Origin of the sequence: Promicromonospora sp. NPDC050249, assembly GCF_040656015.1 — a bacterium.
In the GTDB taxonomy this organism is placed as follows: domain Bacteria; phylum Actinomycetota; class Actinomycetes; order Actinomycetales; family Cellulomonadaceae; genus Promicromonospora.
Genome location: NZ_JBFAKY010000047.1, coordinates 1 through 16,615, shown reverse-complemented (window position 1 = coordinate 16,615; position 16,615 = coordinate 1). Strand labels below are relative to the sequence as shown.

The 16,615-nt window shown below is 72.2% G+C and carries 13 protein-coding genes; 9 read left to right on the top strand and 4 right to left on the bottom strand.

What is annotated here, in order from left to right:
• Window positions 1–140: 140 nt before the first annotated feature.
• A complete protein-coding gene (locus tag AB0I32_RS25035) occupies window positions 141–938 on the top strand; it encodes an NPP1 family protein (RefSeq protein ID WP_357511023.1) in 798 nt (265 codons plus the stop codon).
• Here the strand turns inward: AB0I32_RS25035 and AB0I32_RS25030 are convergent.
• Window positions 926–2,917 (bottom strand): hypothetical protein, encoded by a 1,992-nt coding sequence (locus tag AB0I32_RS25030; protein ID WP_357511021.1) that lies wholly within the window; start codon window positions 2,915–2,917, stop codon window positions 926–928. The genes AB0I32_RS25035 and AB0I32_RS25030 overlap by 13 nt on opposite strands.
• Before the next feature lie 292 nt (window positions 2,918–3,209).
• On the opposite strand from AB0I32_RS25030, the gene AB0I32_RS25025 reads away from it, so the two are divergent.
• The 5 genes from AB0I32_RS25025 to AB0I32_RS25005 all read left to right on the top strand — a co-directional run bounded on the left by AB0I32_RS25025 (window position 3,210) and on the right by AB0I32_RS25005 (window position 9,934).
• Window positions 3,210–3,926 (top strand): alpha/beta hydrolase, encoded by a 717-nt coding sequence (locus tag AB0I32_RS25025; protein WP_357511019.1) that lies wholly within the window; start codon window positions 3,210–3,212, stop codon window positions 3,924–3,926.
• Window positions 3,927–4,018: 92 nt separating this feature from the next.
• Window positions 4,019–5,467: an FAD-dependent oxidoreductase gene (locus AB0I32_RS25020; protein ID WP_357511017.1), complete on the top strand. Its 1,449-nt coding sequence runs from the start codon at window positions 4,019–4,021 to the stop codon at window positions 5,465–5,467.
• The gene (locus AB0I32_RS25015; protein WP_357511015.1) at window positions 5,457–7,031 is read left to right on the top strand and encodes a cytochrome b N-terminal domain-containing protein; all 1,575 of its coding nucleotides are present in this window, start codon (window positions 5,457–5,459) and stop codon (window positions 7,029–7,031) included. Before AB0I32_RS25020 ends, AB0I32_RS25015 begins: the two co-directional genes overlap by 11 nt.
• Window positions 7,032–7,073: 42 nt before the next feature.
• The gene (locus AB0I32_RS25010) at window positions 7,074–8,432 is read left to right on the top strand and encodes an FAD-binding oxidoreductase (protein ID WP_357511013.1); all 1,359 of its coding nucleotides are present in this window, start codon (window positions 7,074–7,076) and stop codon (window positions 8,430–8,432) included.
• 128 nt (window positions 8,433–8,560) lie between these two features.
• Window positions 8,561–9,934 carry a jacalin-like lectin gene (locus AB0I32_RS25005; protein WP_357511011.1) on the top strand — a complete coding sequence of 458 codons (1,374 nt, stop codon included), beginning with the start codon at window positions 8,561–8,563 and terminating at the stop codon, window positions 9,932–9,934.
• A gap of 52 nt (window positions 9,935–9,986) precedes the next feature.
• Here AB0I32_RS25005 and AB0I32_RS25000 read toward each other — a convergent pair whose 3' ends face one another.
• Window positions 9,987–11,387, bottom strand: a complete 1,401-nt coding sequence (locus tag AB0I32_RS25000) for a PLP-dependent aminotransferase family protein (protein ID WP_357511009.1) — start codon at window positions 11,385–11,387, stop codon at window positions 9,987–9,989.
• Here AB0I32_RS25000 and AB0I32_RS24995 point away from each other — a divergent pair.
• Both AB0I32_RS24995 and AB0I32_RS24990 read left to right on the top strand, forming a co-directional pair.
• Entirely contained in the window at window positions 11,386–12,621 is a 1,236-nt protein-coding gene (locus AB0I32_RS24995) for an aminotransferase class V-fold PLP-dependent enzyme (RefSeq protein WP_357511007.1), read from the top strand. The genes AB0I32_RS25000 and AB0I32_RS24995 overlap by 2 nt on opposite strands.
• Window positions 12,622–12,767: 146 nt before the next feature.
• Window positions 12,768–13,343: an SgcJ/EcaC family oxidoreductase gene (locus tag AB0I32_RS24990; RefSeq protein WP_357511005.1), complete on the top strand. Its 576-nt coding sequence runs from the start codon at window positions 12,768–12,770 to the stop codon at window positions 13,341–13,343.
• Here the strand turns inward: AB0I32_RS24990 and AB0I32_RS24985 are convergent.
• Together AB0I32_RS24985 and AB0I32_RS24980 are read right to left on the bottom strand one after the other, a co-directional pair.
• The gene (locus tag AB0I32_RS24985) at window positions 13,306–14,721 is read right to left on the bottom strand and encodes a HAMP domain-containing sensor histidine kinase (protein ID WP_357511003.1); all 1,416 of its coding nucleotides are present in this window, start codon (window positions 14,719–14,721) and stop codon (window positions 13,306–13,308) included. The genes AB0I32_RS24990 and AB0I32_RS24985 overlap by 38 nt on opposite strands.
• Window positions 14,718–15,434: a response regulator transcription factor gene (locus tag AB0I32_RS24980; RefSeq protein ID WP_357511002.1), complete on the bottom strand. Its 717-nt coding sequence runs from the start codon at window positions 15,432–15,434 to the stop codon at window positions 14,718–14,720. The genes AB0I32_RS24985 and AB0I32_RS24980 overlap by 4 nt, the downstream gene beginning before the upstream one ends.
• Window positions 15,435–15,516: 82 nt before the next feature.
• Here AB0I32_RS24980 and AB0I32_RS24975 point away from each other — a divergent pair, with 82 nt between their 5' ends.
• Window positions 15,517–16,320: a DUF4184 family protein gene (locus AB0I32_RS24975; protein ID WP_357511000.1), complete on the top strand. Its 804-nt coding sequence runs from the start codon at window positions 15,517–15,519 to the stop codon at window positions 16,318–16,320.
• Window positions 16,321–16,615 lie beyond the last annotated feature (295 nt).

Below are 16,615 nucleotides of genomic sequence, written 5' to 3'. Positions count from 1 at the left end.
GCCTCAAGGTAATGCGGCAGGCGCTCCAGCACCTACGTGATCACCCTCATTGCCCACTTCTTGACCCGCCCATAGCATCCACCTGGCGCGATTTTCACCCGGCGTCGTCACCCCCTCTCAGGACCGACGAAAGGCCAGTCATGAACCGCCCTCTCCCAGCGCGTCTCGCCGCCACGCTCGCGATCACCGCGCTCGCCCTGACCGCCCCCGCGGCCGTCGCCCATGCGGACCCACCGCCCAACCTCCCGCAGAACGCCACGGGTCTCGAGCAGAGCTTCTCCCCCGCCTACGACTACGACGGCGACGGCTGCTACGCGACGCCCGCCATCGGCCCCGACGGCACCATCGCGCCCGGCCTGAACATCGGCGGGGCGGTCAACGGGAACTGCCGCGACCGGTCGGACCTGGACAACTCGCAGACCTACTCGCGCGAGAAGTGCAACAACGGCTGGTGCGCCGTGATGTACGCGAGCTATTTCGAGAAGGACCAGACGATGGACGGCCCGATCGCCGTCGGGAGCCACAAGCACGACTGGGAGCACGTCGTGGTGTGGGTGAACCAGGCGTCGAACCAGGTCGAGCACGTCTCGATCACCGAGCACAGCGGGTCGGCCACCTATCCGCGCTCCCAGGTCCGGTTCGAGGGGTCGCACCCCAAGATCGTGTTCCACAAGGACGGCCCGAGCACCCACCTGTTCCGGCTCGCCAACGGTAACGACGACCCGCCCGAGAACCACTACGGCAGCTGGCGCTACCCGCCGCTCGTGGGCTGGGACGGCTGGCCCAGCACGTCGCTGCGGGACCGCCTCATGACCGCGGACTTCGGCGGGGCGACCATCAAGATCGACGACGGCGACTTCACGTACTGGCTGGAGCGGATGAAGCCCGCCGGGATCCCGTTCGACCCGGCGGGCGTCACAGCCGCTCAGCGCACGTAGCTCCGCGGCAGCCCCGAACCGGCCGGCCAGGGCTGGCCCTTGGGCACGAGGATCACCTGGGTCGCCCGCAGTGCGCGGTCGTAGCCGCTGCTGCCCGACGCCGTGCCGTTCTTGGCCCAGCCCAGCCAGCCCCAGCCACCCACGTAGCTGCGTGCGTACACGTCGTACCGCTCGGCGATCTCACCGGTCAGCCGCAGCTGGTACGCCTCGACCAGGGCCGCGTTCGGGGCACCGGCCGTGCCGGTGTCGGTCCAGTCGGTCCAGCCCCTCCCGTGGACCAGGGCGCGGTAGCTGACGCCGCCCTGACCCTCCGTCGGCGTGACGCTGAACCGCACCCCCTCGAGCGCCCCGGAGGTGCTGCCCGCCGTGTAGCCGCCCGGCTTCCCGCCGCTCCATCCGGCGTCGCGCGAGTAGGCGTTGGACCAGATCTGGTTCTGGTCCGCCTGGTCCAGGTAGGCGGGACGCATCCCGAACGACGGCTTCGGGCCGGCCTCGCCATTCTCCCGGACGACCATCTGGATGGCGCTGACGTCGAACCCGTAGCCGACGGTGCCCGACGGCAGGTCGCTCGTGGACCAGCCCATCCAGCCGAACGGCGCCACGTACGACCGGTAGTAGACGTCGTACCACTTGCTGATCCTCGGGATCATCGACACCCGGTAGGCGTCGAGATCGAGGTTCCTCTGGAAGGTGCCCGCCGACATGGCGCCGTGATAGCCCTCGAGCTCCTCGTTCCACTCGTTCTCGATCCAGCCCTCACCCGGGACGTGCGCGGAGTACCCGTCCAAGATGAAGTAGTCGCCGTCGGGCATGATCGTCACGGACTCGTTGCGGCGGGGCGGGTCGGTGATACCAGAGACCTCCCCGTTCTCGACCTGCCACCTCTCCCCGTCGCCGTCGCTCCAGGACACGTTGGTCTCCTTGACGAAGTAGCGGACGCCGACGTCAGGCACACGCGTCGGGACGAAAGCGGGCGAGTCGATCGTCACGGGCACCATGCGCGGGTGACCCACCGTCGTCCGCACCGTGAACTCGTGGCCCACGTCTGGCGGGCCCGTCACGAGGTACTTCCCGGCCTCACCGGAGATCCGCCGGCCGTCGCGGAACCACTGGATGTCCGTGAGGCTGGTGTGCCTCGGCCACGCGGCCACCCGCGCCTCGAGGATCGGCCCGCCGTAGATCCGGGACCAGGCCTTTTCGAACTGGCACTCGTGCAGGCAGACCGTTCCTGTCACCGTGATCGGGCCGGCACCGGGATAGGGGTAGTAGTCCAGCTCGACCGCCGTGCTGCCCGTGCCGAGCGAGTCCTCGGGCACCTCCACCGCGACCGACCAGGCCAGCACGTCGGACCGGCCGAGCTCGACACCGCCCCGGCGCACCGCCACCTCTCCCCTGGGGGCCGCGCTGGGCTCGTCGTCCGAGAACAGCTCGCCGCTCATGCGGACCCGGAGCTTTGCCGTCGCGTCGTCCGGCTCCCTCAGGTCGATCGGCAGCAGGTCCACCTCAGCGGCCGGCGCGGGCCTGGACGGCGACTGGCCCGGCCGGGCGACCTCGTACACCTGACGGACGAAGCTTCCGGGAGTGCCGTCGGCGGCCACCGGGCGTACGAGCATCTGCTGCCAGCCCGGGACCTCCGGGACGACGGGGATCAGCGTGTACGGCGCGGCGTCGATCGTCTCGAACTCCGCCGGAAACTCGGTCGGGCGCTCGAGCCCTGGCACCACCGCGTACTGGTAGGCCACGGTTCCCTCGGGTGGCGCCGTGACCGCGAAGCTGCCGCGTATGCCGATCCCGCCGCGGCGGCCGCTGTCCGAGTACACGGCGGGCTCGCCGTACACGGGGTAGATCACCAGGCTGTCGGCGGCCGCCTCCTGGCGTACGGGTATCGCCGCCGCCGTCGGTGCTGCTCCTGTGGGTGCGGCTCCTGTGAGCAGCAGGGTGGCGGCCAAGAACGCTGCCGCCGGTAGGACCTTCTTCATCGTGAGTCCTCTTCTGGGGGCCCGGCTGGTACCGGGGTGTGCTGTCACCGGGATCGAAGGCGCCCGGCGGCGCGTGCTGCGGCACGTGGTGCGGGTTCGCGGGTCGCAATGCCGCGTCCTGCTCCAGATGACGCTCCACCCAGCACAAGCGTTGCCCCCGTCTCCGGCTTTCGTCCTGCTCCGTGCCTCAGCACGTGGATCGGCGAACCGTCACAGCCGGCGCCCCCGGCCGGTCGTACGTGTGAGGCAAGTCAGCGCGCACCAGCGCGGCACACAACAAGGGAGAACTGTCATGACCACACCCACCGTCGTCCTCGTCCACGGGGCGTTCGCCGAGTCGTCGAGCTGGAACGCCGTCGTCGGACACCTGCAGCAGCAGACGCTGCGGGTCGTCGCCGTGGCCAACCCGCTGCGCTCGCTCACCGGCGACGCCCGGTACGTCCGCGACGTCATCGCGTCGGTCGAGGGGCCTGTCGTCCTGGTCGGTCACTCGTACGGCGGCATGGTGATCACGGAGGCCGCTGCGGGCAGCGACAAGGTGGTGGGCCTCGTCTACGTCGCGGCGTTCACGCCCGACACCGGGGAGAACGCGTTCACGCTGTCGGCCAAGTTCCCCGGCAGCACCCTCGGCGGGGCCATCGCCGCCTACCCGGTCTCGACCGGCGGCAACGAGCTCGTCATCCGGCCGGAGGTGTACGGCGAGCAGTTCGCCGCCGACGTCGACGAGGACCTCGCCGCGCTCATGGCCGCCACCCAGCGGCCCGTGACCGAGGCCGCCCTCACCGAGGACCTGCCCACGTCCACCCCGGCGTGGCGGACCATCCCGTCCTGGTTCGTGTTCGGCGACGCCGACCGCAACATCCCGGCGGAGCTGATCCGGTTCATGGCGGAGCGGGCGAGCGCCCGCTCCGTCACGGAGATCGCCGGGGCCTCGCACGCCCTGACCGTCTCGCACCCGGTGGCGGTGGCGGAGACGATCTTCGCCGCGGTTCAGGCGACCAAGCGGTAGCCGTAGCGGCCGGAAGCCGGTGTGACCACCACCACGTCACATCCGATCACGCTGCGTTGTCGATCAGGTAAGACCACCAGGAGGAGGTTGTGATGGGAAACATCTCGGGAAAGACACCGGAGAAGATCCTGATCGTCGGCGGTGGCTACGCCGGCTTCTACACCGCGTGGGGACTGGAGAAGAAGCTCCGCCGGGGCGAGGCCGAGGTCACCCTCGTCGACCCGCACGGTTACATGACCTACCAGCCGTTCCTGCCCGAGGTCACGGCCGGTTCCATCGAGGCACGGCACGTCATGGTGTCGCTGCGCAGGCACCTGCGCCGCACCACGATCATCGCCGGCCACACGACGTCCATCGACCACGCGCACCGCACGGCGACCGTCCGGACCAACGACGGGGCGCTGCGCGAGATCGGGTACGACACGATCGTCGTGACCGCCGGCGCCGTGACCCGCACGTTCCCGGTCCCCGGGATCGCGGACGAGGCGATCGGCCTCAAGCACGTCGAGGAGGCCGTCGCGATCCGCGACCAGCTCCTCACCGCCTTCGACCGCGCGGCCCTGCTCCCGCCGGGCAACGAGCGCCGACGGCTCCTGACGGTGACCGTCGTGGGCGGCGGGTTCACGGGGGTCGAGGTGTTCGGCGAGCTGCTGTCCCTGGCCACGGGCCTGCTGCGCTCCTACCCGGAGCTCGGCCACGACGACCTCGCCTTCCACCTCGTCGACGCGAACAAGCGCATCCTGCCCGAGGTCACCGACGAGCCCGGCCGCTGGGTGGTGGAGCACCTGAAGCGCCGGGGCGCGCGCATCCACCTGGGCACCCAGGTCGTCTCGGCCACGGACGGCCGGATCCTGCTGTCCACCGGCGAGTCGTACGGCAACGGCCTCCTGATCTGGGCCGCGGGCAACGGCAGCAACCCCGTCGTCGCGCGGAACACCGACCTGCCGGTCGACGAGCGCGGCCTGGTCCGCGTCCGGGCCGACCTCCGCGTCAGCAGCGACCCCAGCACCGACGATGCGACCGTGCCCCACGCCTGGGCCGCGGGCGACAACGCGGCGGTCCCCGACCTCGCCTCCCCCGTCCCCGGCGCACGCACCGTGCCCAACGCGCAGCACGCGGTGCGCCAGGGCAAGCTGCTGGCCGCCAACCTGGTCGCCGACCTCCGTGGCAAGCAGCCGCGGCAGTACCTCCACCACAGCCTCGGAGTGGTGGCCACCCTCGGCATCGGGCAGGGGATCTTCCAGTACCGCCGCCTGGTCATCAAGGGTTTCCTGGCCTGGCTGATGCACCGCGGCTACCACGTCCTGGCCGTCCCCACCTGGGAGCGCAAGGTACGCGTGCTGCTCGTGTGGGTCTCGGCGGTGTTCTTCGGACGCGACATCATCCCGCTCGCCACCGTGCAGCGGCCGCGGGCCGCCTTCCTCGCGGGCGGCGACCCGTTCGCGGGGGTCGACGGCGCACGGGCCGACCTCGCGCGGACCGCCGACGCCCAGGCCACCGACCCCCGGCCCGAGCTGAGCGTGGTGCACGATGCCGGCTGACCCGGTCGGGCGCACCGTAGGCGCCGCCGTCCGCACGTTCCTCACCGACCTGGGCCGACGCCGGGTGTACCTGCGCTGGTCGAACCTCTTCGGCGTCGTGACGTTCGCCTGCCTGCTCGTCCTCGCGGTGACCGGGGTGCTGCTGGCGACCTGGTACACGCCCTCGAACGAGCTCGTCACCTACGTCGGGCCCTACGGGCCGCTGCAGGGTGCGACGGTCACCGAGGCCTTCGCCTCGACCATGCGCATCTCCTTCGAGCAGACCGGTGGCCTCCTGGTCCGCCAGACGCACCACTGGGCGGCGCTCGTCATGCCGGCGTCGATGATCATGCAGCTCCTGGTCACGTTCTTCACCGGCGGGTTCCGCCGCCCGCGGCAGCTGAGCTGGGTGCTGCTGGTCGTGGCCTTCATCCTGGTGCTCGCCGCCGGATGGAGCGGGTACGCGCTGCCGGACGACATGCTGTCCGGCACCGGCCTGCGCATCGTCGAGGGTGTGGTGCTCAGCATCCCCTTCGTTGGCACCTGGGTGGCCGGCTGGATGTTCGGCGGTCCGTTCCCTGGCCAGATCATCGAGAACCTCTACCCGGTGCACGCGGTCATCGCGCCAGGGCTGCTCGTGCTGGTCATGGCGGTGCGCGGGGTGCTCAGCCTGCGGCACGGGCAGGCAGCCCACCCGCGGCCGACGCCGACCGCGTCGCTCGGCCTGCGCCTCTGGCCCGACGCCGCCCTGCGCGCCGCCGGGATGACCGGGATGACGAGCGCGGTGCTGGTGCTGCTCGGCGCCACCTCGACGATCAGCCCGGTCTGGTCCTACGGGCCCGCTTCCGTAGGCGAGGTCGGCGCCGGGAGCCAGCCCGACTGGTACATGGGCTTCCTCGACGGCGCGCTGCGGCTCGTCCCCGTCGGCTGGGAGACCGAGTGGATGGGCTGGACCATCACCTTCGCGACCCTGGTGCCCCTCGTCGTGATCGGCGGCTACTTCGCGCTCCTGATCGTCTACCCGTACCTCGAGGCGTGGGTCGATCGGGACACGGAGCTGCACCACGTGCTCGACCGGCCACGGAACGTCCCGTTCCGCACCGGGGTCGGCGTCGCCGGCGCACTGTTCTACGGGATCCTGTGGGGCGCGGCGAGCGCCGACATCGTCTCCACGGAGTTCGGCGTGCCGTTCGAGACGATCATCACGACGCTGCAGGTGGCGCTGCTCATCGGCCCGGCGCTGGCGTTCGAGGCCACCCGGCGGATCTGCATCGGGCTGCAGCGCAAGGACCGCGAGATCGCGCTGCACGGGCACGAGACGGGCCGCATCGTCCGGATGCCGAACGGCGGCTACGCGGAGATCCACCAGCCGGCGAGCGAGGACGAGCGGGCGCTGCTGTCCGTGGCACCGGTACCCGCGGTGCCGGGCCGTCCGGACCGGAGCGGGCACCTCAGCGGGCGCGAACGCCTGCGCGGGGTGCTGTCGCGGCAGTTCGGCGCGGGGCACGTTGCACCTGCCCCGGAGCGCGACCCCGTCGGGGCGATCGGTCCGGGCCGAGACGACAGCGCGTCTCACCTGCGCTGACGTGATGGGCCGACCCCGGTTCGCCCGGCAGAATCAGTACGCATGACACGAGACCGGGCGTGGCGGGCTCTGGAACAGGCGCTGGACGGCGAGCTGCTCCGGCCCGGCGACGACGGGTACGCCGACGCGAGCCTGCTCTTCAACCGGCGGTTCGACGACCTCCGGCCGGCTGCCGTCGTCTTCGTGACCTCGGCCGCCGACGTCGCGGAGTGCCTGAGGTTCGCCCAGGCCCACGGCATCCCACCGGCGGTCCGGAGCGGCGGCCACTCGTACACGGGCTGGTCCAGCGGGAACGGCCGGCTCGTCATCGACGTGCGGCGGATGGACGACATCACCGTCCACCCGGGCGTGGCGCACATCGGCGCCGGGGCTCGCCTCGGCGAGGTCTATGCGGCGCTCGCCGAGCACGGCGTCACGATCTCGGGCGGCACGTGCCCCTCCGTCGGCGTCTCGGGCCTGACGCTCGGCGGCGGGCACGGCCTGTTGTCGCGCGCGTACGGCCTCTCGTGCGACAACCTCGTCGAGGCGACCGTGGTGACGGCGGACGGCGCGGTCCGGACCTGTAGCGCGGAGCAGGAGCCCGACCTGTTCTGGGCGCTGCGCGGGGCGGGGAACGGCAGCCTCGGCGTCGTCACGGAGCTGTGCCTGAGCACCCACGCGGTCCACGAGTCCTCGTCCGCCGACCTGGCGTGGCCGTGGTCGCGCGCCGCGGACGCGCTCGCGGCCTGGCAGGACTGGGCGCCCGACCTGCCGGACGAGATGTGGGCAGCCCTTCGCCTCCAGCACGACGCCGGCGGGCCCTCGGTCTCGGTCGTCGCCTTCGCACTCGGCGGCCACGACGACCTCGCCGAGCAGCTCGCGGCCCTTCCCGACGGCCGCACCCGCCACGAGGTCCGCACGGAACCGCACCTCGACACCGTCCGGCGGTTCGCAGCTGACACGTCCGAGCCCGCCGAGCGGCCGTCCTACGACGTGCGGAGCGACTTCTTCGCGCGCTCGATGCCCGCCGAGGCGATCCGTGCGGCGATCGCGACGGTGGAGAACGCCCCCGCCGGCGTCGCCGCCTCGGTGGCGGCCGTCGCGATGGGCGGCGCCGTGAACCGCCGGCCCGCGCACGAGACGGCGTTCGTCCATCGGCACCACCGTTTTCTCGCGCAGTACGAGGCGGGCTGGGACCACCTCGACGACGCAGGCACCGGCGCTGCCGATGCCGAGGAGTGGCTGGCCGCGATCCACTCCGCCATGCGGCCCTACGCGTCCGGGGAGGCGTACCAGAACGATTTCGACCCCCGCCTGCCGGACTGGCGCCGCACCTACTTCGGATCCGCCGCGGACCGCCTCGCCGGGATCACGCGACGTTACGACCCCGACCGGACCTTCGACGTCCCGCGGACCCGCTGAGCCCGCTGGTCCGTCACTCGCGGGCAATGGTGGCGTAAGCCGTAAGTAGTGACGAAGTCATGTATATCGCCCAGGCTGTACGAATCTGCCGGGTTTCACCCTGGCGCCCTCGACGACTGGAGCACGGTATGCGGACACGCAAGGCATTCGCCAGAACCGCACTCGCCACGGCCGCACTGGTTGCGACCGTCCCGCTCGTCGCCGCGATCGGCCTCGCCGCCCCGGCGTCGGCGTCGGCATCCGGACCGGCATCGCCGTCAGCCGTCACGAGCGGATCCTTCTCCGTCCTCAGCTACAACATCGCCGGGCTACCCCTCGGGATCGGCGACGGCGACCCGGAGACCAACACCCCGATCATCGGCTCGCGCCTGGCCCCCTACGACGTTGTCCAGGTCCAGGAGGACTTCAACTATCACGCCGCGCTCTACGCGGTGGACCGCCATCCGCACCGGACGCCGACGAGCGGCGGCGTCCCGTTCGGCAGCGGCCTCAACACGCTCTCAAACCTCCCCTTCGAGGACTTCGAGCGCGTCACCTGGGCCGACTGCTCGTCGGGCTCCGGTGACTGCCTGACCCCGAAGGGCTTCACGTTCATGCGGGCCCGCCTCGCCGAGGGCGTGTGGGTGGACCTGTACAACCTGCACACCGACGCCGGCGTCGAGCCCGGCGACCTGGCCGCGCGGCGCGCGAACCTCGCGCAGCTCACGACGTTCATCCGGACCCGCTCGGCGGGGAACGCGGTGATCGTCTACGGCGACACCAACACCCGCTACACCCGTGCCGACGACACGATCGCCGAGCTCGCGTCCGCGAACCGCCTGTCCGACCCGTGGGTCGACCTCGTCCGCGGCGGCGACGCTCCCGACAAGGGTGCACCTGCGCTCGTCTGCGTCGACGCGACGGTGGACGAGACGTGCGAGGTGGTCGACAAGGTCCTCTACCGCGGCGGGCGCCATGTACGCCTCGGCGCGGTCGAGTACCGCAACGACCACGCCGCCTTCCGCGACGGCGCGGGCAAGAACCTGTCGGACCACTACCCCATCGCGGTCGACCTCAACTGGTCCCTCAGCCCCGACTTCCGGCTGAGCGACCAGTTCGGGGGCCCGCACGGCACCTTCTTCACCGACGTCGACGACCTCACCGCCGGCGCGCGGCCCACCGAGCTGCGCGTGCGTGGCGGTTCCCGGGTGGACCAGATCGGCCTGACGCTCGCCGGTGGCGCCCGCGTCGAGCACGGGGGCGGCGGGGGCACCCTCGGGACGCTGACCCTCGCCTCCGGCGAGTACCCGGTGAGCCTCCACCTGTGCCAGGTGAAGCACGAGGACCACACCCGGATCGCCTACGCCCGCTTCACGACGAGCACCGGCCGGACCTTGGCGGGCGGCACCTCGACCGGCGACTGCACCACGTACACCGCGCCGTCCGGCTGGCAGATCGCCGGCTTCCACGGTCGGGCGGGTAACGAGCTCGACAAGGTCGGTGTCATCTACACCCGACGCTGACCGGGTCCCTCGTGCCACGGGTGACCTGCCGTGCTCGGGGAACGTGTACACCTCAGTCGCCGAGCGCCGTCCCGAGCCGACGTGCCCCCTCCGTCAGCTCGGCGTGGTCGGCCGCGGCGGCGAACCCGATCCGCAGGTGGGCCGCCGTCGGTTCGGCGGCGAAGTAGCGGCGGCCGGCGCTCACCGCGACGCCGTGCTGCCGTGCAGCGCGGGCGAGGGCGCCGTCGTCCACGCCGGACGGCAGGCGGACCCAGAGGTGCAGCCCGCCGGTGGGCAGCCCGGTCAGGGTCGCGCCGGGAACCTCGAGCAGGACGGCGTCGGCCAGTACCGCGCACCGCGCCCGCAGCGCCGCGCCGAGCGCGCGGACGTGCCGGTCCCAGGACGGGGAGCTCAGGATCTCCAGCGCGGCCTCCTGGAGCGGGCGGGTGACGAAGAAGTCGTCGACCAGGCGGACGGCTCGCATGCGCTCCATGACCGGCCCGCGGGCCACGAGCGCGCCGATCCGCAGGCTGGGTGCGCCGGGTTTGGTGAGCGAGGTGACGTGCACGACGGTGCCGTCGCGGTCGTCGGCGACCAGCGGCCGGGGCACGGCGCCGCCGTGCCCGAGGTGCCGCGCGAAGTCGTCCTCGAGCACGAACGCCCCGGATGCGCGGGCGATGTCGAGGATCTGACGGCGCCGTTCGGGTGCCAGCACGGTGCCCGTCGGGTTCTGGAACGTCGGCTGGCAGTACAGCAGCCGCGCGCCGGTCATCGCGAACGCGTCGGCCAGCAGGTCCGGCCGCAGGCCGGCGGCGTCGAGCGGCACGGGGACCGGCCGCAGCCCCGCGGCGCGGGCCGCCGCGAGCGCGCGGGGGTAGGTGGGCGACTCGACCAGGACGGGGCTGCCCGGTGCGGCGACGGCCCGGAACGCTATGGACAGGGCGCTCTGCCCGCCGGCGGTGACCAGCACGTCGTCGGGTGTGACGGTGCCACCGACGATCCGGGCGAGCACGGTGCGCAGCGCCGACAGGCCGCCGGCCGGGGCGCGGTCCCAGGCGTCCGGGCGGCGCGCCGCCCGCGCGAGTGCGGCGCTCAGCGCTCGGGTGGGCTGGAGCGACCGGTGGATGTAGCCGCCGTCGAGGGGGATGGTCCCGGCCGGTACGGGCCCGAGCGGGTCGCCGACGAGGTGGGTGTCGACCGTGCGGTCCGTGAGGGCGACGGTCTGCCAGTCGGTGTCGCCGCCGTCGTCGTCACCGCCGACGAGCCCGCGCGCCACGTACGTCCCGCTGCCCGGACGGGTCACCACAGCGCCCTCGGCGGCCAGCGCGGCGATGGCGCGCGCCACCGTCGCGGGCCCGACCCGGTACTGGCTGGTCAGCTCGCGGCTGCTGGGCAGCCGGTCACCCACGGCCAGCCCGGCGACCAGCGCACGGAGGCTGTCGGCCAGATCGCCAGAAGTGCTACTGTCATTCATGAACGATGAGAATAGCGCTACTGGGTCAGCGCGAGAAGCACTTCAGCTGGATGTCGCCGCCCTGCGAGCCGACACGCCGGGGACCGACCGGGTCATCCACTTCAACAACGCCGGCTGCGGTCTGATGGCGAGGCCCGTGACGGCGGTGATGGTCGACCACCTGAGTCTCGAGGCCCAGATCGGCGGCTACGAGGCCTCTGCCGCCCGCGCCGACGAGGTGCGCGGTTTCTACACGGAGACCGCCGCCCTCATCAACACCTCATCCGACAACATCGCGTTCGCGGGCAGCGCCACCCACGCCTACGCCACGGCGCTGTCCTCGATCCCGTTCGAGGCCGGCGACGTCATCCTCACGACCCGCGACGACTTCATCTCCAACCAGATCGCCTTCCTGTCCCTGCGCAAGCGGTTCGGCGTGCGCATCGTGCACGCGCCCAACACCCCGGAGGGCGTGGTCGACGTCGACGCGATGGCCGCGCTGATGCGGACCCACCGCCCCCGGCTCGTCTCCGTGACCCACGTCCCCACCAACTCGGGGCTCGTCTCCCCCGTCGCCGAGATCGGCCGCCTCTGCCGCGAGCTCGACCTCCTCTACCTGGTCGACGCCTGCCAGTCGGTCGGCCAGCTCGTCATCGACGTCGAGGAGATCGGCTGCGACCTGCTGACCGCCACCTGCCGCAAGTTCCTCCGCGGGCCGCGCGGCTCCGGGTTCCTGTACGTGTCCGACCGCGTGCTGCGCGCGGGCCACGAACCGCTCTTCATCGACATGCACGGCGCTCGCTGGACCGCACCGGACGCCTACGAGCCCGCGGCGACGGCGGCCCGGTTCGAGGAGTGGGAGTTTCCCTACGCGACGGTGCTGGGCAGCGCAGCGGCCGTCCGGTACGCCCGCGACGTCGGCATCGAGGCCATCGCACGACGCACGCCCGCGCTCGCCGCCCGGCTGCGTGACGGGCTCGCGCCGATCCCAGGGGTACGTGTGCTCGACCGCGGCCCGAACCCGGCCGCGCTCGTCACCTTCGAGATCGCGGGCTGGCAGCCGCAGGCGTTCAAGGCGGCCATGGACGGCCGCGGCATCAACTCGGCGCTCAGCTTCCGGGAGTTCGCGCAGTTCGACTTCGGGGACAAGGACGTCGACTGGTGCCTGCGCCTGTCGCCGCACTACTACAACACCGAGGACGAGGTGGACCGGGTGGCGGACGCCGTGGCGGAGCTGGCCGGCAGTCCTTCCTGAACGTTCTTTCCTGAACGTTGTACGAGCGCTGGATCCGCGCTGCACGGCCCCTTCCCGGCGCACGGCGAGGGTGGGACCACTCCCGATCGAACCCCGGGAGCGGCCCCACCACCAGGGGTCACGACGTCAAGCCCACTGGAGCTGTGATGACCTCATCCCTGAACGGACCCCGCCGGATGCGCGAGCGTGCCGACCTCGTCGCGCTCACCGCCGCCCTCACCGCCGCTGCCACTGTTGGCATCACGGTCGGCATCACCGGCATCGCGACGGCCAACGACAGGGCCAACGACAGGGCCAACGACAGCAAGTCCGCCGCGAAGCCCGGCAAGGCGCCAACGGAGCAGGAGATCGCCGCCCTGTTCGACGAGTGGAACGCCGCGCTGGGCACCGGCGACGCCGAGGCCGTGGCCGACCGGTACGCACCCGACGGTGTGCTGCTGCCCACCGTGTCCAAGCAGGTCCGGACCGACCGCGACGGGATCGTCGACTACTTCGAGCACTTCCAGGAGAACGACCCGGTCGGCGAGAAGACCAAGACCATCATCACGGTGCTCGACAAGAACACCGCCGTCGACGCCGGCACGTACGTCTTCACGCTCACCGACCCCGAGACCGGCGAGGTGCGCGACGTCGAGGCCCGCTACACCTACGTGTACGAGAAGATCGACGGCGACTGGCTGATCGTCAACCACCACTCCTCGGCGATGCCGGCCGGAGACTGATCCGGACGCCGAGCCCGCCGGGGCCCGGCGCGTCCCGGAGCGTCACCGCGCCGCCGTCGTCGGTCACCAGCTGCTTGACGATGGCGAGCCCCAGACCCGAGCCGGACCGGCCGGTGAGCCCGTGCCCTCGCCAGAACCTGTCGAAGGCACGGGCCTTGTCGGCGTCGGACATGCCGGGGCCCTGGTCGAGGATCTCCAGCACCACCTCGTCGTGGTGCGGCTCGGCGCGGACCGCGATCGTGCCGCCGTCCGGGGACACCTCCAGAGCGTTGGACAGCACGTTGTCCAGCACCTGGTCGAGGTGGCCCGGGCTGGCCAGCACCTCGAGGCGGTCGTCCGGCGGGCCTGCCAGCAGCTGCCCGGCCAGCTCGATCGTGACACCGCGCTCGTCGGCGGCCGGCTGCCAGACCGTCAGGCGTTCCTCCACGATGTCGCGCAGCGGCAGCGGCTCCGCGACGGTCGCCTGGGCCTCGGCGCGGGCCAGCACCAGCAGCCCGTTGACGAGGCGGCTCATCCGCACCACCTCGGCGGTGGCCTGTTCGACGTCCTCCGTCACGTACGGGTCGTCGACGCCGTCCGCGATGTTGTCCAGGGACAGGCGCAGGGCGGTGAGCGGCGTGCGGAGCTGGTGCGACGCGTCGGCGACGAAGACCCGCTGCGCGGCGATCAGCGTGTCGAGGCGTTCTGCGCCCTGGTTGAGGGTGCGGGCAAGGGTCTGCGTCTCGTGCGGCCCGGTGACCGGGGAGCGTGCGGTGAGGTCGCCGTCGCTGAACCGGCTCGCCATCGCGTTGAGCTGGCGCAGCGGGCGGGTCAGCCAGCGGGCGGCCAGATAGCCGAGGCCCGCGGCGATCACCAGCACCCCGACGGCGAGGATCGCGCGGAAGCCCCAGATGGTCCAGAACCGGTCGGTGAGCTCCTCGGTCGGGAAGATGATCCGGACGGCGCCGACGACGTCGCCCGTCCCTGCCCCGGTCTGCGCTCTGGCCGGGACGGTGATCACCAGCTCGGTTCCCCAGGGTGTCGCGGACCCCCAGTCCGTCGTCGACGTGTTCTCGCGCAGGGCCCGGTCGACCGCGGCGTCCGGCTCCGGGCGGGGCAGGCCGTGCACCGTGTCGCCGTCCGAGCGACTGCCCAGGACGACGGCCTGGACCGTGCTCCCCGTCTCGACGGAGTACGCACCGGCCATCTGCACCAGCGCGTCCCGGGAGGCGTCGTCCCCGGCGCCGAGCAGCAGCGCCATGGTGGTCGCCTCGCGCCGGACGGAGGCGTCGGTGTCGCCACGCAGCTGGCTCGTGAGCGTCAGGGCCACCGGGACCGTGAACGCGGCGAGGGCGACCGCGACGAGCAGCACATAGCTGACGATCAGCCGGCGGATCATGCGGGCAGCGCCGGGGCGTCCAGGATCTCCAGGCGGAATCCGACGCCGCGTACCGCCTCGATCGCGACCGCTCCGGCCAGCTTGCGCCGCAGCGCGGCCACGTGGACGTCGAGGGTCTTCGTCGGGCCGAACCAGTGTGCGTCCCAGACCGCTTCCATGATCTGCTCGCGCGACATCAGCGCGCCCGGCTCCTCGGTGAGGAAGCCGAGCAGGTCGTACTCCTTGGGCGTCAGCGCCACCAGGCTGCCGTCCAGGTGCACCCGGCCCGCGCGGCGGTCGATGGTCAGCCGGGGACCGTACCGGTCCGGGCCGCTCGGCGCGGGTCCCGCACCAGCGCCGGCCGGCTGGGCGCGGCGCATGACCGCCCTGATCCGGGCGATGACCTCGCGCATGCCGAACGGCTTGGTGACGTAGTCGTCCGCACCGAGCTCGAGGCCGACCACCCGGTCGGCCTCGTCGCTGCGCGCGCTGATCACGATGATCGGCACGGCGCTCCGCTCGCGCAGCGCCCTGCAGACGTCGAGGCCCTCGACGTCGGGCAGCCCGAGGTCGAGGAGCACGACGTCGTAAGGTTCGGCGCCGTCGAGCTCGGCGGCCGCCGTCAGCGCCTCGCGACCCGTCGACACCCACTCCACCGTGAAGCCGTACCGCAGCAGCCCGCGCCGGAGCGACTGGGCCACCGGTTCGTCGTCTTCAACCAGGAGTACGCGCACGGGTGAAACCTTACGGTCTGACCGAGGCGCGGTAGTGTCCGGCAGGCGCCACACGTCCCGCCCCAGCCCCGAAGGACGACCATTGCCGTTCACGCTCTCCCACCCCGCCGCCGTGCTGCCGCTCCTGCGACGTCCCTTCAGCGCCGCGGCGCTGGTCGCCGGGGCCCTGGCTCCCGACCTGCCGTACTTCGCCCGCAGCACGCCCGTCCCGGTGAGCGCCCAGTCCTGGTACGAGCCGTACCTGAACGCCACGACGTCGCACACCATGCTCGGCGCCCTGACCGTCAGCCTGCCGTACGCGGTGGCGCTCTGGGGTCTGTTCCTGGTGGCCCGCCGCCCCGTCGGCAGCCTGTTGCCCGCGCCCGCCGGCACACGGCCGCCCGAGCGTGACCATGGCGGCACGAGCGCACTGCTCCGCCGCGCCGGCTGGGTACTGCTCTCCCTGCTGATCGGCATCGCCACACACCTGGTCTGGGACTCGTTCACGCACAGCGACGGCTACGTCGTCATGCACGTGCCGTACCTGAGCACGCCGCTGGCCGGCGACCTCACGTGGGCCAGGGCGCTGCAGCACGTCAGCACGATCGGCGGGCTGGTGATCATCGCGGTGTACCTGTGGCGCCGCCGCTCCCGGCTGCGGCCCGCGAGCCCTGCCGGACGGCGGAGCGCCTTACGGCTCCTCGGTATCGTCGCCGGCATCGCCGCCGTCGGCGCGGTCGCCGGCACCCTCGAGTGGTGGGGCGGCGGCTCCGGGCTCGCCGTGCGGGACGTGGTCGAGGGCGTGCTCTCCGACGTCGCGACGGGCGCCGGCGCCGCGCTCATCGCAGCGGCGCTCCTCTACGTCGCCGGGTGGTGGGTGGCGCGCGCCGTCGGCGGCCGTCGGTGAGCTCAGTCGGTCGGCAATGTCGGCAGCGAAACCGGCCACGTGGCCTCGAGGCCGGCAGGCCGGGTCGAGGCCGGCACACCGGGTCGAGATCGGCGCACCGGGCCGAGGTCGGCAGTTGGCATCGAGATCGGTCCAGCGCTGTGTCGACCTCGGCCCGGCCGCGCGACTTCGGTCCTTTGCGTCCGGCACATCGCGACTTCGGTCCGTTGCTCTGAGATCGGTCGGTTGATTGACCGATCTCGCGCTGCAGATCTTCGACGAGACGGTGTGCGTGGTCCGGGCGACGAGCCGGTGG